The sequence below is a fragment of the Acidovorax sp. CF316 genome, assembly GCF_000276605.1.
Classification (GTDB): domain Bacteria; phylum Pseudomonadota; class Gammaproteobacteria; order Burkholderiales; family Burkholderiaceae_C; genus Acidovorax.
Genome location: NZ_AKJX01000268.1, coordinates 1 through 18,172, shown reverse-complemented (window position 1 = coordinate 18,172; position 18,172 = coordinate 1). Strand labels below are relative to the sequence as shown.

Genomic DNA, 18,172 nt, shown 5'->3' with positions numbered 1-18,172 from the left:
TCCCCACCCCTGGCCGCCAACGACCTGGAGAAGCCGTTGGAGGCAGTGGCGCGCGCCCGAATCAAAGGGCCAGCCAGGCGTTGATCTCCGTCACGCTGGCAGCACGCTCGTCCCCAGCCAGGGACTGTAGGCGCAGGCGCGACGCCACATACAGGTAGCGCGCCTGGGCCAGGTCGCGCAGCGCCGTGGTCTTTTGCTGCTCGGCGTTGAGCACGTCCAGCGTGGTACGGGCACCGGCCTTGAAGGACATCTGGTTGGACAGCACGGCCTGCTCGGCCGAGCGCACAGCCTGCTCCAGGGCACTGATGCGCAGCACGCCCTCGGTCATGCCGCGGAATTCGCGGTGCACGCGCACACTGAGGTCCAGGCGCAGGGCCTCCAACAGCTCGCGGGCCCGCTCGGCACTGGCCACGGCCTGGCGCACGGTAGAGTTGACATAACCGCCGGCATAGATCGGAACCGTGAGCTGCAAGCCAATGGACTTGTTGTCATAGCGCGAATTCACGTTGGTCACGCTGTCGCTGCTGTTGCGCGACCACTGCGCGACGGCATCGAGTGTGGGCTTGTGCCCCGCCTTGGCCTTGTCGATCTCGAAGGTCGCGGCCTCCAGTCGGGCGCGCAAGGCCTTGACGTCGGGGCTCGCCTGCTCGGCACGGGCAATCCAGTCCTCCACCAGGTTTGGCGTGGGCGCCCCAGGGGTGAAACGCGCCAGGTCCAGCCGCGCAAGGGTTCCCACCGGCTGCCCGGTGATGGTCTCCAGCTTGCGGCGGGTGAACTCCACGTTCTGCTGGACCTCCAGCTCCTGGGCATAGGTCAGGTCCAGCCGTGCCTGTGCTTCGTCGATGTCCGTGCGGGTGCCGCTGCCTGCCGCAAAACCTTTCTTGGCCGCATCGAGCTGGGTGGTGTAGGTGCTCTTCTGCGAGCTGATGAGCGCCAGCTGCTCCTCGGCCAGCAGCGCCTCGAAGTAGGCTTCGCCCACACGCACCACGAGGGTTTGCTCCGCGCTTTCCAGCGTGGCATCCGCATCCTGCACCACGGCCTCGGCTTGCTTGACCAGCGCGCCAAGGAAGGGGCGGTACAGCGGCTGGCGAATGGTGAGCGCCTGGTTGCCGCTGTAGTACTTGTTTTCCGTGGTGACCGGTTGACCCAGAACGTTCTGGGTTTCGCTGGTGAGGTCGTTCTTGTTGCGACCCGCAGAGAAAGAGACGTTGGGTAGCCGCTGCGCCTTCGCCTGCGGCAGTTGCTCGCGGCTGGCATCGGCTGCCGCGCGCGAGGAGCGGATGGTCGCATCGTTGGCCAGGGCGGCTTCATAGGCCTGGCGCAGGTCGATGGACCAGGCCGGTGCCGCCGCCAGCAATCCGGCCACTGCAGCGGCCAGAAGGCCCAGACGGGCTACCGGCCCGCGTCGGGTGCTGCCCGCAGGCAGGATGGCATGTCGTTGCGGGGTCATGGCTTTACTCCTCGGTCATGGACGCAGCCAGCCGCTTGGTCAGCGGATGCAGCAGGTAGGTCAGCATCGAGCGCTCGCCGGTCTTGAAGATGACTTCCACGGGCATGCCCGGTTGCAACTGGCGCTTGCCCAACTTCTTCATGCCTTCCGGCGTCACCTGGATGCGCGCCAAGTAGTAGCTCACATTGGTCTGCGGCTCGACCAGCAAGTCGGCGGAGATGGACACCACCTTGCCGTCCACCACCAATTGGGGCGAGTGGGCGAAGGAGGAGAACCGCACATCCACCGGCAGCTCAGAATGCACGCGGTCGATCAGGTGCGGGGCCACATGCGCCTCCAGCAGCAGCGAGGCATCTTTGGGCACAATGTCCATGAGCTTTTGCCCGGGTGCAATCACACCGCCCACGGTCTGGATGGCCAGACTCACCACCTGGCCAGAGGCTGGCGCCTTGATCTCGGTGCGCCCCAGGTCGTCGGTGACGGCATGCAGCTTTTCATTGTCCGAGAGCACTTCGCGGCTCACTTCAGCCAGACTGCTCTCGACTTCCTTGCGATATTCCTGCTGGCGCGACAGGGCGCGCTGGCGCAACTCACCAATGGTGCGGCGCGCGCGGATGGTATTGCCCTGAAGATCGGCAATCCCCGTCGTGGAGTCGGCGACCATGCGCTCCATCTCCAGTTGACGGTTGCGTGGTGCATAGCCTTCCTTGACCAGACCACGCAGATTGCTCAACTCTTCATTGATCAGCGACAACTGGCTCTTGCGGCTGGCCAGCATGCCGTCATAGGCCTGCAGCAGGCCTTCCTGGCCCTGGATGCTTTCCTCAATGGATTGCAGGTCGGAACGCAACAGGCTGCGCCGCGTCATGAACAGCTGCTCTTGGTTCTGCATCTGCTGGCGGATGAGCGGGTCGGAGCCTGCGGCCTGCAGGTCGGCATGGAAACTGATACTGGCCAGGCCGCCCTGCTCTGCCAGCAGGCGCCCCTGCATGGCGCGCAGTCCCAGGTAGCGTTGGCGCACAGACTCGTAGTTGGCCCGTGCCACGGCCGAGTCCAGGCGGATCAGCAACTGACCTTCCTTCACCTCATCGCCTTCGCGCACCAGCACCTCCTTGACGATGCCGCCACTCAGGTGCTGTACCGCCTTGCGCTTAGTGTCGATGGCGACGATACCGGCAGCCGGCACCCCTTCATCCAGAGGAGCCAGAGACGCCCACAGCAGGAACCCGCCAAAACCGATGGCCAGCGCCCACAAGCCCATGCGCCCGGCACGGCCGGAGTCTCCGGCTGCGGGAAGCGCCACGGCTTCGTTGCCGTCCAGCGATGGATCCGGCTTCTTATTCAAAGGAAACAATGATTTGACCATGTCAGTACCCGACAGAAAGAGGCATCAATAAAACGGAGTGCGGCGTTGGCGCCGCGCTCATACGGGCGCGGGCTGCAGCCCGCCCGATGTCGCAGCCGGAGGCGAAGACTGCGCAGCTGCAGCGGCGGCATGGCCCGCGCGCAGGGCGTCCAGCACCGCGTCACGCGGCCCGTCGGCCACCACAGCGCCGTCCTGAAGGACCAGCAGCCGGTCTGCAACGGCCAGGATCCCGGGCCGGTGGGTGATCAGGAATACCGTGCACCCCTTGGACTTGAGTTCCTGCACCGCGCGAACCAGGGCGGCTTCGCCCACGTCGTCCAGGTTGGCGTTAGGCTCATCGAGCACCACCATCACCGGGTCGCCATACATGGCCCGTGCCAGGCCCACGCGTTGGCGCTGGCCGCCGGAGAGGAGGTTGCCCGCCTCGCCGATGGGCGTGTCATAGCCCTTGGGAAAGCGCAGGATCATTTCGTGCAGGCCCGCGCTACGCGCTGCGGCAATGACTTTTTCGGGGTCGACCTGCCCGAAGCGCGCAATGTTCTCGGCAATGGAGCCCTCGAAGAGCTCGATGTCCTGTGGTAGATAGCCCAGGTACGGCCCCAGCTCCATGCGGTCCCAGCCATCGAGGGGCAAACCATCGAGCAGCATCTCGCCCGACGCACCGGGCCAGATGCCCATCAGGCAGCGCGCCAGGGTGGACTTGCCCGACCCCGAAGGGCCCAGGACAACGGTCACCGTTCCCGCTGGGGCTGCCGTACTCACGCCCTTGAGAATGGGCAGCGGCCGACCGGGAGCCGTTGCCACCAGCCCACGCACCAAAACATCCCCCTTGGGCGCGACACGAGACAGTGCGGCATCACGTTCAGGGTGTGTGCGCAGCAGATCCTCCAGGCGCTCGAAAGCGCTGCGCGCACCGATGAAGCTGCGCCAGGTGCCGACCAGCATGTCGATGGGCGCTAGTGCACGCCCCATGAGCACGTTGGCGGCAATCATGCCGCCGGGCGACAGCTGGCCGTCGATCACCAGCAAGGCGCCAATACCAAGTGCAAGCGACTGCTGGCTGTAGCGAATGAGCTTGCTCCAGGCACTGATACGGTGCGTGAGCGCCTGGGCTTGGCCATGCAACTCCAGGGCCTTGGCATGGCGCTTGGCCCAGTGGGGGCGCAGGTTGTGCACCATGCCCATGGACTCCAGCGCCTCCGCATTGCGCAGCTTGCTTTGCAGATAGGCACCCGATTCCGATGTGGCCTTGGATGCGGCTTCCGATGGCGCTACGGTGTGGCGGTGGCCAAACCATGCCAACGCACCCTGGATCGCTGCGAAGACCAGCGCCGCATAGCCCAGCACGGGGTGCAGAAAGAACAGCACGGCCAGGTAGATAGGAGCCCAAGGAATGTCGAAGAACGCCAAAATGCCATTGCCCGTGAGGAACTGGCGGATCTGGATGAGGTCCGTGAATGCGCGCACCACCGAGGCCCCGGTCTGGCTCAGGCGGGCCTCGAAACTGGCGTTGAAGACACGGGTGCTGAGCACCCCATCCAGGCGCAGGCCGGCATGCACGAGCACGCGCGATCGCATCCACTCGGCAAACGCCATCACGATGAAAAAGAACAGCGTGATGAGCGACATGACGATCAGGGTCAGTTCGCTGCGGCTGGACATGACGCGGTCAAAGACCTGCAGCATGTACATGGTGGGCGCCAGCATGAGCACATTGGCCACCATGCTGAAGATGCCAACCACGATGAACTCCCGCCGGAAGGTCCACAGCGCCTCGGTGAGCTCGCTGCGGTGGAAAAAACCAGTTTTCTTCATGAATGGACTCGCGTGGATATCAGGATGCAGCCAGCGCAGGCGCCGAACCTTGCGGCGTTGCCTGCCGTGCTTGTGCCGCCTGGGCCTGCTGTTGTGCAGCCTGGTTCAAGGCTGCAATGACCTCGTCGCGCGGTCCGAAGACCTGCTGCAGTCCGTCGCGCAGCACCAGCATCTTGTCGGCCACGGCCAGCACGCTGGTGCGGTGGGTCATGATGACGAAGGTGGTGCCGCGCGCCTTGGCCGCCTGGATGGCCTGCGCCAGCGCCGCATCGCCCTGTTCGTCGAGACTGGAATTGGGTTCGTCCAGCACCACGAACACCGGGTCGTCGTAGAGTGCGCGGGCCAGCCCCACCCGCTGGCGCTGGCCACCCGATAGCCGGGCACCATCGGAACCCACGGGATTGTCGTAGCCGTGCGGCAGGGAAAGGATGAACTCGTGCAGGCCGACCGCGCGGGCTGCAGCTTCCACCTTGACCATATCGACCTTGCCAAACCGGGCGATGTTCTCGGCCAACGTGCCTTCGAACAGTTCCACGCCTTGGGGCAGATAGCCCATGTACGGGCCCAGTTCCGCCTTGTTCCAGGTGTACACGTCAGCGCCGTCGAGCCGTACCTTGCCCCCGGCCGCAGGCCACAAGCCCACCAGCAAACGGGCCAGTGTGGTCTTGCCCGAGGCCGATGGCCCCACCACCACCAGAACTTCGCCGGGATTCAATGCGAAAGCCACTCCGCGCAGGATATGGGCAGGGTTGCCAGGCGCCGATGCAATCAGCTGCTCGACCTGGAGCGCGCCCCGTGGTGCAGGCAGGGCCATGTTCACCGAAGCAGCAGGCAGGGCTGTCAGCAACTGGTCCAACCGCATCCAGGCATCCCGCACGTTTACGACCGTCTGCCACTGCGTCACCACCTGGACCAAAGGAGCCAGCATGCGCCCGCCCAGGATGGATGCGACGATCATCATCCCCGCGCCGCCATTGAGTTCGTTGCGCAAAAGCAGCCAGGCACCCAGCCCCAGCAGCAGCGAACTCAAGGTGTTCTGCACGAACTTGGAGAGCGCCTGAAAGCCGCCTGCGCGCTCGGACGCCAGCGCCTGCAAGCGCAGGAAATCGCGCTGCTTGTTCTGCCAGCGCTTGTGCGTGTCGCGCAGCATGCCCATAGACTCGATCACCTCGGCATTGCGCAGGGCGCCGTCGGCATACTGCTGTGCAGCAATCGAACTGCCATTGGCCTGCATCAGCGGCGGCTTGGTGGCACGCTCGTTGAACCAGGCCACGATCACCTGCAATACCCCGAAGGCGAGCGCCGCCCATCCCAACACCGGGCTGATCATGAACAGGAGCACCATCATCACCAGTGCGATAGGGGCCTCCATGACGGCCAGCAGTGCTGGAGAGTACAGAAAGTCGCGCACCATCCGGAAGTCATTCAGCGGCTGCTGAGATCCCCCGGGCAGGCGCTTGAGGCTGGCTTCGAAGATGGCGCCGAAGACACGCCCGCTCATGCGGTGATCGAGCTCTACGCTGGCAGAGCGCATCACCTCGCTGCGCGCCCATTCCAGCACCTCCATCAGCACGTAGGCCCCCAGCACCAGCAGCGTGAGCATCACCAGCGTAGTGTGGTTGCGCGTGTTTACCACCCGGTCATAGACTTCCAGCATGTACACGGAAGGCGCCAGCACCAGCAGACTGGAGAAGACGCTGAACCAGCCGGAACGCACGAAAAATGGCCTCAGCGAGGAAATTGCCTGACGCAGTTCAGAGGGAGGGAGGTTGGGTTTCATACTGTCTCGTGGACCATGATGTATTCGGGGATCTCGCCGTCGGGCATGGCCTGGTCAGAGGCCAATGCAGCGCCGTTGGATTCGCTGCCCAGTAAAAAAGACAATTCATAGACGCCATCAGCCCGCCGCGACAGGACGATTTCGCGCAACTTGCGCGCGTGAAAGCTCTCTTCGTCCGCTGGACGCAGCGCCAGCTGGAAGCGCATGCGTCCGTCCAGCGTGAACATGGACAGCTGACCACCCTTGACGCTCAGGGTGTGGCGGTCAAAGTACACCGGGCAACTGTCTGCAAACTGCAACAAGGGCAGCGGCTTGTCGCCCAGCCGCGAAAGATGGAAGGGGCTGGCCGGGTGCTGAAAGATCAGGCGCCCCGTGCGCGATACCGAATAAATGGCATTGCACACCATCTGCGAGCCCATTTCCGGGAACTGCTCGCGCAACTGGCGGTAGGTCAGGTGGTGCAGCGCCACACGATTCCATGTCCGGGTCTGTTGCACCACGGGCGAAATGGCATTGCACACCCTGGAAAAACCCACCTGCAATGCATGCAGCCGCTCCACCTGCTCGGGTGTAGCGTTGAGCGGAATGCGCAAGAGAGAATTCATATAGGAAGCGGAGTCTACCAGTTCCTATATGAATTTTTTCACCGGCATCCCAGGCGCCCGTCTTGCCGGAGTGATCCGAATCACAGGCAGCAGAAGATGCAGCCCGGATTGGGGCTGCCACAGGCGGAGAAAGCCGGCTTCAGGGCGCCCGGGTCAGGCGTAGTCAAGACCCCGCGCGCTCAGCCCCACCAGATCGATGTGGGCGGCATTGATGTCCAGGTTGGCCACGGCCACCGTGAATGACGCATTGGTGTAGGCACCTGACCGGATCAGGCCGGCCAGCGACTGCACGGTGGCAGCGTCTGCGGAAGCCCCCACCACGTTGCCGAATAGCAGCGCCACCACCTGCTCCGGCGTGGCCGAGGCGCCCAGCAACGCGTTCAGGCCCAGTTGCGCCAGTTGCAGCTGCGACGCACCCGAGTCCACCACGCCCAGCACCGCCCCCACGAGTTCCCGGCTGGAAAGCCCCACCGGGCCGACCAGCGCGCCCAGCAGGCGCGCTGTCGTGCCCGCCGCGCCATCGAGGTCCAGCGCCACGGAGCGGTCGGCAAAGCGCACGCGCTCGATCTGCAGCAAGGTGTCGGTACCATCCCGCCCCGCCGTCCCATCGGCCAGTTGCCAGCCCCCGTCCTTGCGCGTCAGCGAATAGCCACCCCGGGCACCCTGGGCCACGAGGGTGTCCACGCCCCCGGCGCCATTGAAGGCCTCATTGGCCTGCGTGCTGGTGAATACATCGGGGCCCGCCGTGCCGCTGGGCTGGCTGGAGAAGTTCAGCGTCGGGCCATTCGTGGAATTCATGCCCCAGGTGCCGCCCAGGCCGTCCCGCCCGTAGATCCAGTCCAGGGCCAGCAGGTCGAAGGCCTGGAAGGTGGTCTTGTAGGGGCCGGCACGCGTGTACGACATCACCGTGTTGTTGGTGTTGTCCTGCGATACGGGCAGCGGCCTGGCGAAGTCAAAAGGGTGCGCCAGCCCCAGCGCATGCCCCACCTCGTGCAGCAGCACCTCGTACCCGGCGCCGCCCGCCGTGGGCTGGTTGTTGATGCCGGCATGCTCCACGTTATCGAGGTAGACCACCGACTCCGCGTTGAGCCGGGTCAGTGTCTGGCTGCCGTTGTAACTGTAGTTGTAGAAGGTGGACGCCAGCCCGGCCGTCGACGCCCCTGGGATATTCGTCGCGACGAAGTGGAGGTCCGCCTGGGCGGAACTGCCCACCTCGGTGAAGGTGATGCCCGTGACCGCCGCGGCATGCTGCAGTATCTGCCGCGTGGCCTGCTGTTGCGCCGTATTGAATGCGGTGATCGCACGTCCCGCATCGGTGGCGGCAACGCTGCCGGGGCTGGCATCGAAGGTGTAGTACAGCACCTTGCGGCCATCGGGAAAGAAGTTCCACGGCGACGGGTTGTCCAACAGGGCGTCGGCCTGCGGGTTGCCGGAGTACACGACATTCTGGAGATCGGAAACGGTGGCCATGGTCGGGCTTTCTTCTTTCAGGCAGCCCCATCCGCCGAGACCCCATCCATCCCGCCCCTACAGACAGGCAGCGAATTGGGGTCGAAGAACGGATCTGGCCGCGGGACAGACAGGTGCCGCACCACTTTATCACTGCAGCCCGTTTGCGACCGATATGGAAAACCAATGGTCGCCGCTTTGCAGTGGGCTGTCGTTATCACCGGCCCCGCATGGCAGGCCACCAAGAAAAACGCCGCCCACCCGCAATGCGGGCCGGCGGCGTCGCGCGGCTTTCGGTTCCTTACTTGCCAGCAGGCTTGTCAGCAGCGGACTTGTCCTGCGGCGGCGCGGCCTTGCGAAGCAGGTTTGCCAGGTCGCTGCGCATCTTTTCCGGGTCAAGACCGGATGGCGAGGGCGTGGGGGTTTGGTTCGGTGTGTTCATGCCTTTACCTTATCACCGGCACTCCTGCCCGCTGCCATTAACCCTGCAAATGTCTCTGTTAAGCAAGGATGCCAGTGCCTGCAGGCGGCCCATCTGCTGCATGCGCAGCAACGCCAAAATCGCCTGAAGAGCGCATACAGCAGTGCTTTTCTGCTATCAAAGTCACACTCGCCTGACCCGACCTCGGAGGGCGGGGCCTTACATACGCTCACCGCTCATACCTCCGCGATGCAATGCCGCGCGCCAGGGGCACCCGCGCGCGGCAGCGGCTTCACCCGCCTACTTGGCCAGGTTCCGGAACGTCGAGGGGCTTTCCGCCTGGCCCAGCCCGGTGCCTTCGGCAATCGGCAGTTCGCGGGCCACGCTGCCCGACGATACATTCGCCATCACCGAGTTGACCGGCGCCACGCCCACCGAGCCATCGGCCAGCACCGTCAGCTCGTACACCGTCCAGACATTGTTGGAGCCGGTGTAGGGCGCTGCCGGCGGCGTGAACGTGTAGGCCTGGCCATTGGAGAGCTCCAGTCGCACGTTGGCATTCGATGTGCCCAGGTTGCCCGAGCCCGCATAGTGGTGCACCGAATAGCGGTAGACGCCCGGACGCAGCGCGCCAGGCCCCGCACTGCCCGTGCTGGCCGTGGGCGGGCAGGTCACCGTCTCAGGCCCGTAGGAGGAGATGTCATCCACGTCCAGCGCACACATGTCGCCCGCATTCTTGCCGGCAAAGTACACATGCCAGCGCGCAGCCCCGCTGGCCGATGGCCCTGTCAGGTGCGAATCCAGGTCGCGCGGATTCTCACCCCAGGTCAGGATGGTGCGGAACTGGCCGGCAACCAGACCTCCCGTACTGCCACTGGCTGGCGACAAGGCCACTGCCACCTGGTTGGGTGCGGCGCAGTTGAGCAGCACGGTCTGGTTGGCGGGCGAGTAGTTGGGCGCCGTCGTGGTCACCGTGAAGAAGCCCTGCGCCAGCCCCGCGAAAGAGGCTACGCCCTGCGCATTGGTGGTGGCCGAGCGCGTGCCCAGCGTGACCGACGCGTTGGCCAGGGGGAGGTTCGCGCCCCGCAGCGCATCGAACACCGTCACCTGGGCTGTGGCGCACTGCACCGCGCCCGACCCACCGGTCTGCTGAAGGCCCACAGGCACCAGGTGCAAGGTGGCCGGATCGAAGCGGAACAGGATGTTGTAGTTGGACTCCACCGTGGTCGTGGTGCCAGGCTGCTGCGGGTTGGCCACCGGCACCAGCAGGCGCAGGTTTTCCAGCAGCACATCCGTCTGGTTGACGCCCGCGCCCCGGGTGCCGGAAAAATCAATGACCTGTGCCTGCACCCCCAGCACCAGGGTGGCGGATGCGGCGGCGACGATGGCGCCACGCGCCCAGCGGGCGATACCGAATGTGTTCATGAAACCTGCCTCTCGTTGGATGGAACGCGAAGCGTAGGGCATGTGCACAAGCGTCCCCAAAACCACCCCCTCACCAAAGAACGCTTTTAAAGACAGTTGGCAGCCAAAGAAGCAAATAGGCCAACGAACCATTCATTTTCTGCTTCCGGCTGTTTCAACTTGATGGACGAATCAACGATTGGGAACAATTTCGGCCGCCGCGCAGGCCAAACCGCCCTGGCGACCCGGCTTTGGACCACTCCGACAGGGGTCAGTATTTTCACAAAGCACCCGCTTGCTAAAAATAAAACCCTTTGCTATCGTGCAGCCCATGGAATCCCCTGCAACCCGGCGCAAACGTCCCGCCGCCCCCAAGGCCCCTGTGCCCCTCACGGCGCCTGCTGCCCGCGCCCGCAAAGCCCCGGCAATTGCTGCCAATGAACCCCGGCGCCCACGCGGTCGCCCGCGCAAGACTGCGGAAGAAGTCGATGACGGCAACCGCCGCCGCAAGCTCATGGACGGGGCGGCCAGGCTGTTTCTGACCAAGGGCTTTGCGGCCACCACCACGCGCGACATCGCGGCGGCCGCAGGCATGCACAGCGGCTCGCCCTTCTACCACTTCGAAAGCAAAGGGGCCCTGCTCCACGCCGTCATGAACGAAGGCATGGTCATGGCTTTGCAAAGCCAGCAGCAGGCGCTCGCCGCGCTCCCCCCCACTGCCACGCCACGTGAACAACTGCGGGTGCTGATCCGCCACCATTTCGAGATCCTGCTGGGCCCACGCAGTGGCTTCATCCCGGTGATGCTGTACGAATGGCGCTCGCTGACGCCCGCACAGCGCAAGGGGATAGCCCGCGTCAAGGACGCCTACGAGGCCGCCTGGATGCCCACGCTCGAAGCGCTGTCCCGGCAGGGCACGCTGCAGGCCGCCCCCCGCCTGGCACGCCTGTTCCTTTTTGGCGCCCTCAACTGGGCCGTGCAGTGGTTTGCCCCCAAGGGCGGCAAGTCGCTGGACGAGCTGACCGGTGAGGCGCTGGCACTGTTCATACGGGAGGCGTGAGCCATGTACCAGAGCGTGTTTGCACCAGGTCTTTTCGCAGGACGGGTGGCCATCGTCACCGGCGGCGGCTCGGGCATCGGCCGCTGCACGGCGCACGAGCTGGCCCGGTTGGGTGCGCAGGTGGTGCTCGTCGGGCGCAAGGCCGAGAAGCTCCAGGCCGTGCAGGCCGAGATCACGGCCGACGGCGGGCAAGCCTCCTGGCATGCCTGCGACATCCGTTCCGAGGAGGCCGTGGGCATCGTCGTGCAGCAGGCCCTGGCCGAGCACGGCCGCATCGACGCCCTGGTGAACAACGCGGGCGGCCAGTTCATGGCGCCGCTGGCCAGCATCTCCGCCAAGGGCTGGGAGGCGGTGCTGAACACCAACCTGACCGGCGGCTTCCTGATGGCGCGCGAGTGCCACCGGCAGTGGATGCAGGCCCAGGGCGGCGCCATCGTCAACATCGTGGCCGACATGTGGGGCTCCATGCCGGGCATGGGCCACAGCGGCGCGGCGCGCGCCGGCATGGTCAGTTTCACCGAGACAGCCGCCCTTGAATGGGCGGGCAGCGGCGTGCGCGTAAATGCCGTGGCACCGGGCTACATCGCATCGAGCGGCATGGACAACTACCCGCCCGCCGCCGCCGACATGCTGCGCGCCATGCGCCACACCGTGCCGCAGGGGCGCTTCGGTACCGAGGCCGAGGTTTCGGCGGCCATCGTCTTTTTGCTCAGCCCTGCCGCCAGCTTCATCAGCGGAACCACCGTGCGCGTCGACGGCGCCCGCCCCCAGGCCCGCCTGGGCTGGCCCATGCAGGTGCCCGACGCCGCAAGGCAGCAACGGCCTGCCGTGCGGCCGTTCGAGGGCTTCCACCGCGCCCAGGTGCCGCGCGTGTTTGCAGCCCAGCCGCAGCAACCGCCGGAGGCAGCGCCATGACCGTCTTCGCCTCGCGGTTCAATGCCTTGGCGCCCGACGCGCAGAGGCGGCGCAGCGCCCAACTGGCGCGCCTGGACGCCCTGCGCGCCCTCGAGGACAGCGCCGCGGCCGCTTCGGCCCGCTCGCAACCGCAGTTCGACAAGCGCAACCAGTTGCTGCCGCGCCAGCGCGTTGCGCTGCTGCTCGATGCCGGCACGCCCTGGCTGCCCCTGGCCACGCTGGCGGGCTACCTGCAGGACACCAAGGACCCCGCGAAGTCCGTTCCCGGTGGTGGCATCCTCGCCGGCATCGGCATGGTGTCGGGCGTGCGCTGCATGGTGGTGGCCAGCGACTCGGGCATCGAAGCCGGGGCCATCCAGCCCATGGGCCTCGAGAAGATCCTGCGCGTGCAGGAGATCGCGCTGCACAATCGCCTGCCCTTCGTGCACCTGGTGGAGAGCGCGGGCGCCAACCTCATGCGCTACCGGGTAGAGGGCTTCGTGCATGGCGGCAGCCTGTTCCGCAACCTGGCGCGGCTGTCGGCGGCCGGCATCCCGGTGATCACGGTGCAGCACGGTTCGGGCACGGCGGGCGGTGCCTACATGCCGGGGCTGTCGGACGTGGTCATCATGGTGCAGGGGCGCTCGCGCGCCTTCCTGGCCGGGCCGCCGTTGCTCAAGGCCGCCACGGGCGAGATCGCCACCGAGGAGGAACTGGGCGGTGCCGAGATGCACACCAGCATCTCGGGCCTGGGCGAGTACCTGGCACAGGACGACCGCGAGGCCATCGGCATGGCGCGCGCCGTGGTGGAGGCCTCCGGCTGGGCCAACATGCGCCCGGCATCCGCAGCCCCGGCGCCGACCCTCGATGCCGAGGACCTGCTGGCCCTGATGCCCGACGACCTGCGCCAGCCCGTGGACATGCGCGAGGTGATCGCGCGCATCGCCGATGGCTCCGAGCTGCTCGAATTCAAGGCCCGCTACGGCGTGGCCACCGTGTGCGCCCAGGCGCGCATCGATGGCCGCCCCGTGGGCTTCATCACCAACAACGGCCCCATCGACGTGGCGGGTGCCAACAAGGCAGCGCACTTCATCCAGTGGATGTGCCAGCTCGGCCACCCCATCGTCTACCTGCAGAACACCACCGGCTACATGGTGGGCAAGGACAGCGAGCAGGGCGGCATGATCAAGCACGGCAGCAAGATGATCCAGGCGGTATCGAACGCCACCGTGCCGCAGATCACCATCCAGTGCGGCGCCAGCTTCGGCGCCGGCAACTATGGCATGTGCGGGCGCGGCTATGCACCGCGCTTCCTGTTCAGCTGGCCCGGCGCCAAGACCGCCGTGATGGGCGGCGAGCAGGCCGCGCGCACCATGCAGATCGTGACCGAGGCAGCGCTGGCGCGCAAAGGCATCGCGCCCGACCCGGCCGAGTCGCAGGCCCAGTTCGACAAGATCGTGGCCATGTTCGAGGCGCAGGCCGACGCCTTCTACACCAGCGGCCTGCTGCTGGACGACGGCGTGATCGACCCGCGCGACACGCGCGCCGTGCTGGCCCTGTGCCTTGCCACCTGCGCCGACGCCCAGACACGCCAGGTGCACCCCATGCAGTTCGGGGTGGCACGCATGTAGACCCCTTCCCCTGTCTTGCACTGGTCCACACAAAAATCAACGGAGACACACCATGCAGTTCACGCACGAGCACCGCGAGATCCAGAAGACCCTCAAGCGCTTCATCGACGAGGAGATCAACCCCCATGTGGACGAGTGGGAGGCAGCCGAGATCTTCCCGGCGCACGAGGTCTTCAAGAAGATGGGCCAACTCGGCCTGCTGGGCCTGTGCAAGCCCGAGGAATACGGCGGCTCGGGCCTGGACTACTCCTACTCCGTGGCCATGGCCGAGACGCTGGGCCACGTGCACTGCGGCGGCGTGCCCATGGCCATCGGCGTGCAGACGGACATGTGCACGCCAGCGCTGGCGCGCCACGGCAGCGAGGAGCTCAAGCGCGACTTCCTGGCCCCCGCGATTGCGGGCGACACGGTGGGCTGCATCGGCGTGAGTGAGCCCGCTGCCGGCAGCGATGTGTCCGGCATCAAGACCACGGCACGCAAGGATGGTGACGACTACGTGATCAGCGGCCAGAAGATGTGGATCACCAACAGCCTGCAGGCCGACTGGATGTGCATGCTGGTCAACACCGGCGAGGGCCCCGTGCATCGCAACAAGAGCCTGGTGATGGTGCCCCTGCGCGACGGCCGCGGCGGCCAGCTCACCAAGGGCGTGGAGGTGGCGCAGAAGATCCGCAAGATCGGCATGCACAGCAGCGATACGGGCCTGCTCTACTTCGACGAGGTGCGCGTACCGCAGCGCTACCGCATCGGCGCCGAGGGCCAGGGTTTCATCTACCAAATGCAGCAGTTCCAGGAAGAGCGGCTGTGGTGCGCCTCCAGCACGCTGGAATCGCTGACCAACTGCATCGGCTGGACCATCGAATGGGCGCAGGAGCGCAAGCTCTTCGGCGGTGCGCTGGCCGACCAGCAGTGGGTGCAGTTCAAACTGGCCGAGCTCAAGACCGAAGTGGAGGCCCTGCGCGCATTGACCTACCGCGCCTGCGAGCTTTACGTGGGCGGGCAGGACGTGCTGGAGCTGGCCTCCATGGCCAAGCTCAAGGCCGGGCGACTGAACCGCGAGGTGCCCGACACCTGCCTGCAGTTCTGGGGCGGCATGGGCTTCACGCTGGAGAACAAGGTTTCGCGCATGTTCCGCGACGGGCGCCTGGCTTCCATCGGCGGCGGGGCCGACGAGGTGATGCTGGGCATCCTCTCCAAGACCATGGGCATCGCCAAGCGTCCCACCGCCCACTGAACCAGGACACAGCATGCCCGATGCCCTGCTGATCGACCGCGCGCCGCTGGGCAGCGGCCTTTTCCTGGAGACCTGGACCCTCAATGACCCGGCCAGCCGCAATGCGCTGACCGATGCCATGGTGGATGCCCTGCTGAGCGCCTGTACGCGTGCACGCAACGATGCCGCGCTGCGCGGCGTGGTGCTGCGCGGCGCAGGCGGGCACTTCTGCGCAGGCGGCAGCCTGGGCGGCTTTGCCAAGGCCATAGGCCAGCCGCTCGACGCGGGCGTGCCCGATCCGCTGGTGCCGCTGAACCGCCGCTTCGGCACGCTGCTGCAGGCCTTGTGCGGCCTGCCCCAATGGCTGGTGATCGCGGTGCAGGGTGCTGCCATGGGCGGCGGCCTGGGCCTGGCCTGCTGCGGCGACCTGGTGCTCGCGGATGCGGATGCGCAGTTCGGTGCGCCCGAGGTCACGCTGGGGCTGGTGCCCGCGCAGATCGCCCCGTTTGTGGTGCGGCGGCTCGGGCCTGCTGCGGCCCGGCGCTGGCTGCTGTCGGGAGCGCGCAGCGGTGCGGCTGCCGCGCAACAGGCCGGGCTGGTGGATGAAGTGGTCGACGGCGCGATGGACGAAGCCGTGCAGGCAACCATCCAGCGCCTGGCGGCCACTGCGCCCCAGGCGATTGCCGCCACCAAACACCTGCTCCTGCAGGTGCAGGGCACGCTGCCCTTGCCAGCCCTGTTGGACGACGCCGCCCACCTGTTTGCCCATGCTCTGCGCGGGCCCGAGGCGCCACAGGGGCTGTCAGCCTTCACGGCCCGCAAGGCGCCACCCTGGAGTGCTTCGGCATGAAGAAGATACTGATCGCCAATCGCGGCGAGATCGCCCGCCGCATCGTGCACACGGCACACGCCATGGGCATTGCCACGGTCGCCGTGTACTCCGACCCCGATGCCCGGGCCCTGCATGTGCGCGAGGCCACCCAGGCCGTGGCACTGGGCGGCAGCGCCAGTACCGACAGCTACCTGCGCATCGACAAGCTGCTGGCGGCAGCACGCGCCACGGGCGCCGACGCCGTGCACCCTGGCTATGGCTTTCTCAGCGAGAACGCCGAGTTCGCGCAGGCGGTGGTGGATGCCGGCCTTGCCTGGATCGGCCCGCCGCCCGCCGCCATACGCGCGCTGGGCAGCAAGGCCGGCGCCAAGGCACTCGCGCAGGCCCAGGGCGTGCCCTGCCTGCCCGGCTATGCGGGCAGCGACCAGGGCGATGAACGCTTTGCGGCCGAGGCAGACCGCGTCGGCTTTCCGCTGATGGTGAAGGCCGTGGCCGGCGGCGGCGGGCGCGGCATGCGGCTGGTGACCGAGGCCGCGCAGTTGCCCGCAGCACTGGCCAGCGCGAGGTCGGAAGCGCTGGCAGGCTTTGGCTGTGGCGACCTGTTGATCGAGCGCGCATTGCTCAGTCCACGCCATGTGGAGGTGCAGGTGTTTGCCGATGCGCACGGCCACTGCATCCACCTGGGCGAACGCGATTGCTCGGTACAGCGGCGCCACCAGAAGCTGGTCGAGGAATCACCCAGCCCCGCCGTGGATGCCGCGCTGCGCGAACGCATGGCCGCCTGCGCGGTGGCGCTGGCCCAGGCGGCAGGCTATGTGGGAGCGGGCACCGTGGAATTCCTGCTTGACGAAGAGCAGCCCGGTGCCTTCTTCCTCATGGAGATGAACACCCGCCTGCAGGTGGAGCACCCGGTGACCGAAGCGCTCACCGGGTTGGACCTGGTGGAGTGGCAGATCCGCGTGGCACGCGGCGAGCCCCTGCCCCTGATGCAGGACCAGGTGGCCTTGCAGGGCCATGCCATCGAGGTGCGGCTGTGCGCGGAAGACGCTCACTTTACGCCGCACACAGGGCGGGTGCTGCACTTGGGCACGCCGCAGGCCACTGCCTTCCAGCGCGCTCCGCTGGGCGGTCTGCGCTTTGACCATGCGCTGGAAGAAGGCACGGAGGTCACGCCCCACTACGATGCCATGCTGGGCAAGCTCATCGTGCATGCCGCCACACGCGGCGATGCCATCGATGCGCTGGTGCGCGCGCTGCACGGTACCTCGCTGCTCGGGCTGCCCAGCAACCGCGCCTTTCTGGCCGCCTGCCTCGACCACACGCAGTTCCGCGCCGGGCAGGCGCGCGTGCCCTTCCTCACGGATGAAGGCGATGCCCTGCGCGCGTCCCTGCACCAGCAGCAGCAAGCCGCCCTGCTGCCCGGCGCCATGGCGGCCCTGTTCCCGACCCGCGCCACCACCCTGCCCTGCAGCTTTGCGCGCCCCATGCGGCTGCGCCACCAGGGTGAGGTGCGGCCGATGGCCGTGCGTGAGATGGGCCAGGGGTGCCTGCACGTCGAACAGATGGCTGAAGAAGAATCCATTGCCATCCAGCTGGTCCCGCTGCCCGATGGCCGCGTGCAATGCACCCTGGGTGGAGTGACGCATGCCGTGCGCACGGTGGCAGTGGGCCCGCACCGCTGGCACTGGCAGACCGGTGGTGCAGACGGCTGGGTGGAAGATGTGTCATGGGAACCCGCCGCACGCGCAGGCGCAGGCGCAGCCCATGGCACGAACGAACTGCGAGCCCCCTTCAACGGCCGCGTGGTGGCAGCGCCCGTGGCCGTTGGCAAGGCCTTGCCGGCAGGCGCCACGGTGGTGGTGCTCGAATCCATGAAGCTGGAACACAGCCTCACCTGCCCTGCCGCCGTGACGGTGGTCGAACTGCTGGTGGCACCAGGCCAGCAGGTTGCACCGGGCCAAGTGCTGGCGCGCTTTGCGTCGCAGGAGGCATAAGGCCATGCCGCTCCCCACGGATGACGATGGCCTGCGCGCCGACCGCGCAGCCCTGACCGACACGGTCACGCGCTTTGCCCGCACCGAGATCGCACCGCATGTGGATGCCTGGGACGCAGCGGGCGAGTTCCCCCGCACGCTGTACCGCCGCGCGGGCGACCTGGGCCTGCTCGGCCTGGGCTACCCCGAGCAGTACGGCGGCACGCCCGCCAGCTATGCGCTGCGCCTGCCGCTGTGGCAGGGCCTGTGGCGCTCCGG

The 18,172-nt window shown here is 66.8% G+C and carries 15 protein-coding genes; 7 read left to right on the top strand and 8 right to left on the bottom strand.

Annotated features, from left to right (window positions below):
* Window positions 1-61: 61 nt before the first annotated feature.
* The 8 genes from PMI14_RS30035 to PMI14_RS33845 all read right to left on the bottom strand — a co-directional run bounded on the left by PMI14_RS30035 (window position 62) and on the right by PMI14_RS33845 (window position 10,311).
* Complete coding sequence (locus PMI14_RS30035; RefSeq protein ID WP_007860860.1) at window positions 62-1,450, bottom strand: TolC family outer membrane protein; 1,389 nt, start codon at window positions 1,448-1,450, stop codon at window positions 62-64.
* Between the two features lie 4 nt (window positions 1,451-1,454).
* Complete coding sequence (locus PMI14_RS30030) at window positions 1,455-2,816, bottom strand: HlyD family type I secretion periplasmic adaptor subunit (protein ID WP_007860859.1); 1,362 nt, start codon at window positions 2,814-2,816, stop codon at window positions 1,455-1,457.
* Between the two features lie 57 nt (window positions 2,817-2,873).
* Window positions 2,874-4,631, bottom strand: a complete 1,758-nt coding sequence (locus PMI14_RS30025) for a type I secretion system permease/ATPase (RefSeq protein ID WP_007860858.1) — start codon at window positions 4,629-4,631, stop codon at window positions 2,874-2,876.
* A gap of 19 nt (window positions 4,632-4,650) precedes the next feature.
* The gene (locus PMI14_RS30020) at window positions 4,651-6,411 is read right to left on the bottom strand and encodes a type I secretion system permease/ATPase (RefSeq protein ID WP_007860856.1); all 1,761 of its coding nucleotides are present in this window, start codon (window positions 6,409-6,411) and stop codon (window positions 4,651-4,653) included.
* The gene (locus PMI14_RS30015) at window positions 6,408-7,004 is read right to left on the bottom strand and encodes a hypothetical protein (RefSeq protein ID WP_238541931.1); all 597 of its coding nucleotides are present in this window, start codon (window positions 7,002-7,004) and stop codon (window positions 6,408-6,410) included. Before PMI14_RS30015 ends, PMI14_RS30020 begins: the two co-directional genes overlap by 4 nt.
* A gap of 165 nt (window positions 7,005-7,169) precedes the next feature.
* Window positions 7,170-8,486 (bottom strand): M12 family metallo-peptidase, encoded by a 1,317-nt coding sequence (locus tag PMI14_RS33850; RefSeq protein WP_007860852.1) that lies wholly within the window; start codon window positions 8,484-8,486, stop codon window positions 7,170-7,172.
* A 280-nt stretch (window positions 8,487-8,766) separates the two neighbouring features.
* Window positions 8,767-8,907: a hypothetical protein gene (locus PMI14_RS35180; RefSeq protein WP_157405917.1), complete on the bottom strand. Its 141-nt coding sequence runs from the start codon at window positions 8,905-8,907 to the stop codon at window positions 8,767-8,769.
* 279 nt (window positions 8,908-9,186) lie between these two features.
* Window positions 9,187-10,311: a carboxypeptidase regulatory-like domain-containing protein gene (locus PMI14_RS33845; RefSeq protein ID WP_007860850.1), complete on the bottom strand. Its 1,125-nt coding sequence runs from the start codon at window positions 10,309-10,311 to the stop codon at window positions 9,187-9,189.
* 310 nt (window positions 10,312-10,621) lie between these two features.
* Here PMI14_RS33845 and PMI14_RS30000 point away from each other — a divergent pair, with 310 nt between their 5' ends.
* The 7 genes from PMI14_RS30000 to PMI14_RS29970 form a co-directional block, all read left to right on the top strand.
* The gene (locus tag PMI14_RS30000) at window positions 10,622-11,350 is read left to right on the top strand and encodes a TetR/AcrR family transcriptional regulator (protein WP_007860845.1); all 729 of its coding nucleotides are present in this window, start codon (window positions 10,622-10,624) and stop codon (window positions 11,348-11,350) included.
* A 3-nt stretch (window positions 11,351-11,353) separates the two neighbouring features.
* Window positions 11,354-12,265, top strand: coding sequence for an SDR family oxidoreductase (locus tag PMI14_RS29995; protein WP_007860843.1), 912 nt, complete (start codon window positions 11,354-11,356; stop codon window positions 12,263-12,265).
* Complete coding sequence (locus PMI14_RS29990; protein WP_007860837.1) at window positions 12,262-13,875, top strand: acyl-CoA carboxylase subunit beta; 1,614 nt, start codon at window positions 12,262-12,264, stop codon at window positions 13,873-13,875. The genes PMI14_RS29995 and PMI14_RS29990 overlap by 4 nt, the downstream gene beginning before the upstream one ends.
* 52 nt (window positions 13,876-13,927) lie before the next feature.
* A complete protein-coding gene (locus PMI14_RS29985) occupies window positions 13,928-15,109 on the top strand; it encodes an acyl-CoA dehydrogenase family protein (RefSeq protein WP_007860835.1) in 1,182 nt (393 codons plus the stop codon).
* 13 nt (window positions 15,110-15,122) lie between these two features.
* Window positions 15,123-15,938: an enoyl-CoA hydratase/isomerase family protein gene (locus PMI14_RS29980; protein WP_007860833.1), complete on the top strand. Its 816-nt coding sequence runs from the start codon at window positions 15,123-15,125 to the stop codon at window positions 15,936-15,938.
* Complete coding sequence (locus tag PMI14_RS29975) at window positions 15,935-17,914, top strand: biotin carboxylase N-terminal domain-containing protein (RefSeq protein ID WP_007860831.1); 1,980 nt, start codon at window positions 15,935-15,937, stop codon at window positions 17,912-17,914. Before PMI14_RS29980 ends, PMI14_RS29975 begins: the two co-directional genes overlap by 4 nt.
* 4 nt (window positions 17,915-17,918) lie before the next feature.
* A partial coding sequence (locus PMI14_RS29970) for an acyl-CoA dehydrogenase family protein (RefSeq protein ID WP_007860827.1) occupies window positions 17,919-18,172 on the top strand: 254 nt, incomplete at its 3' end.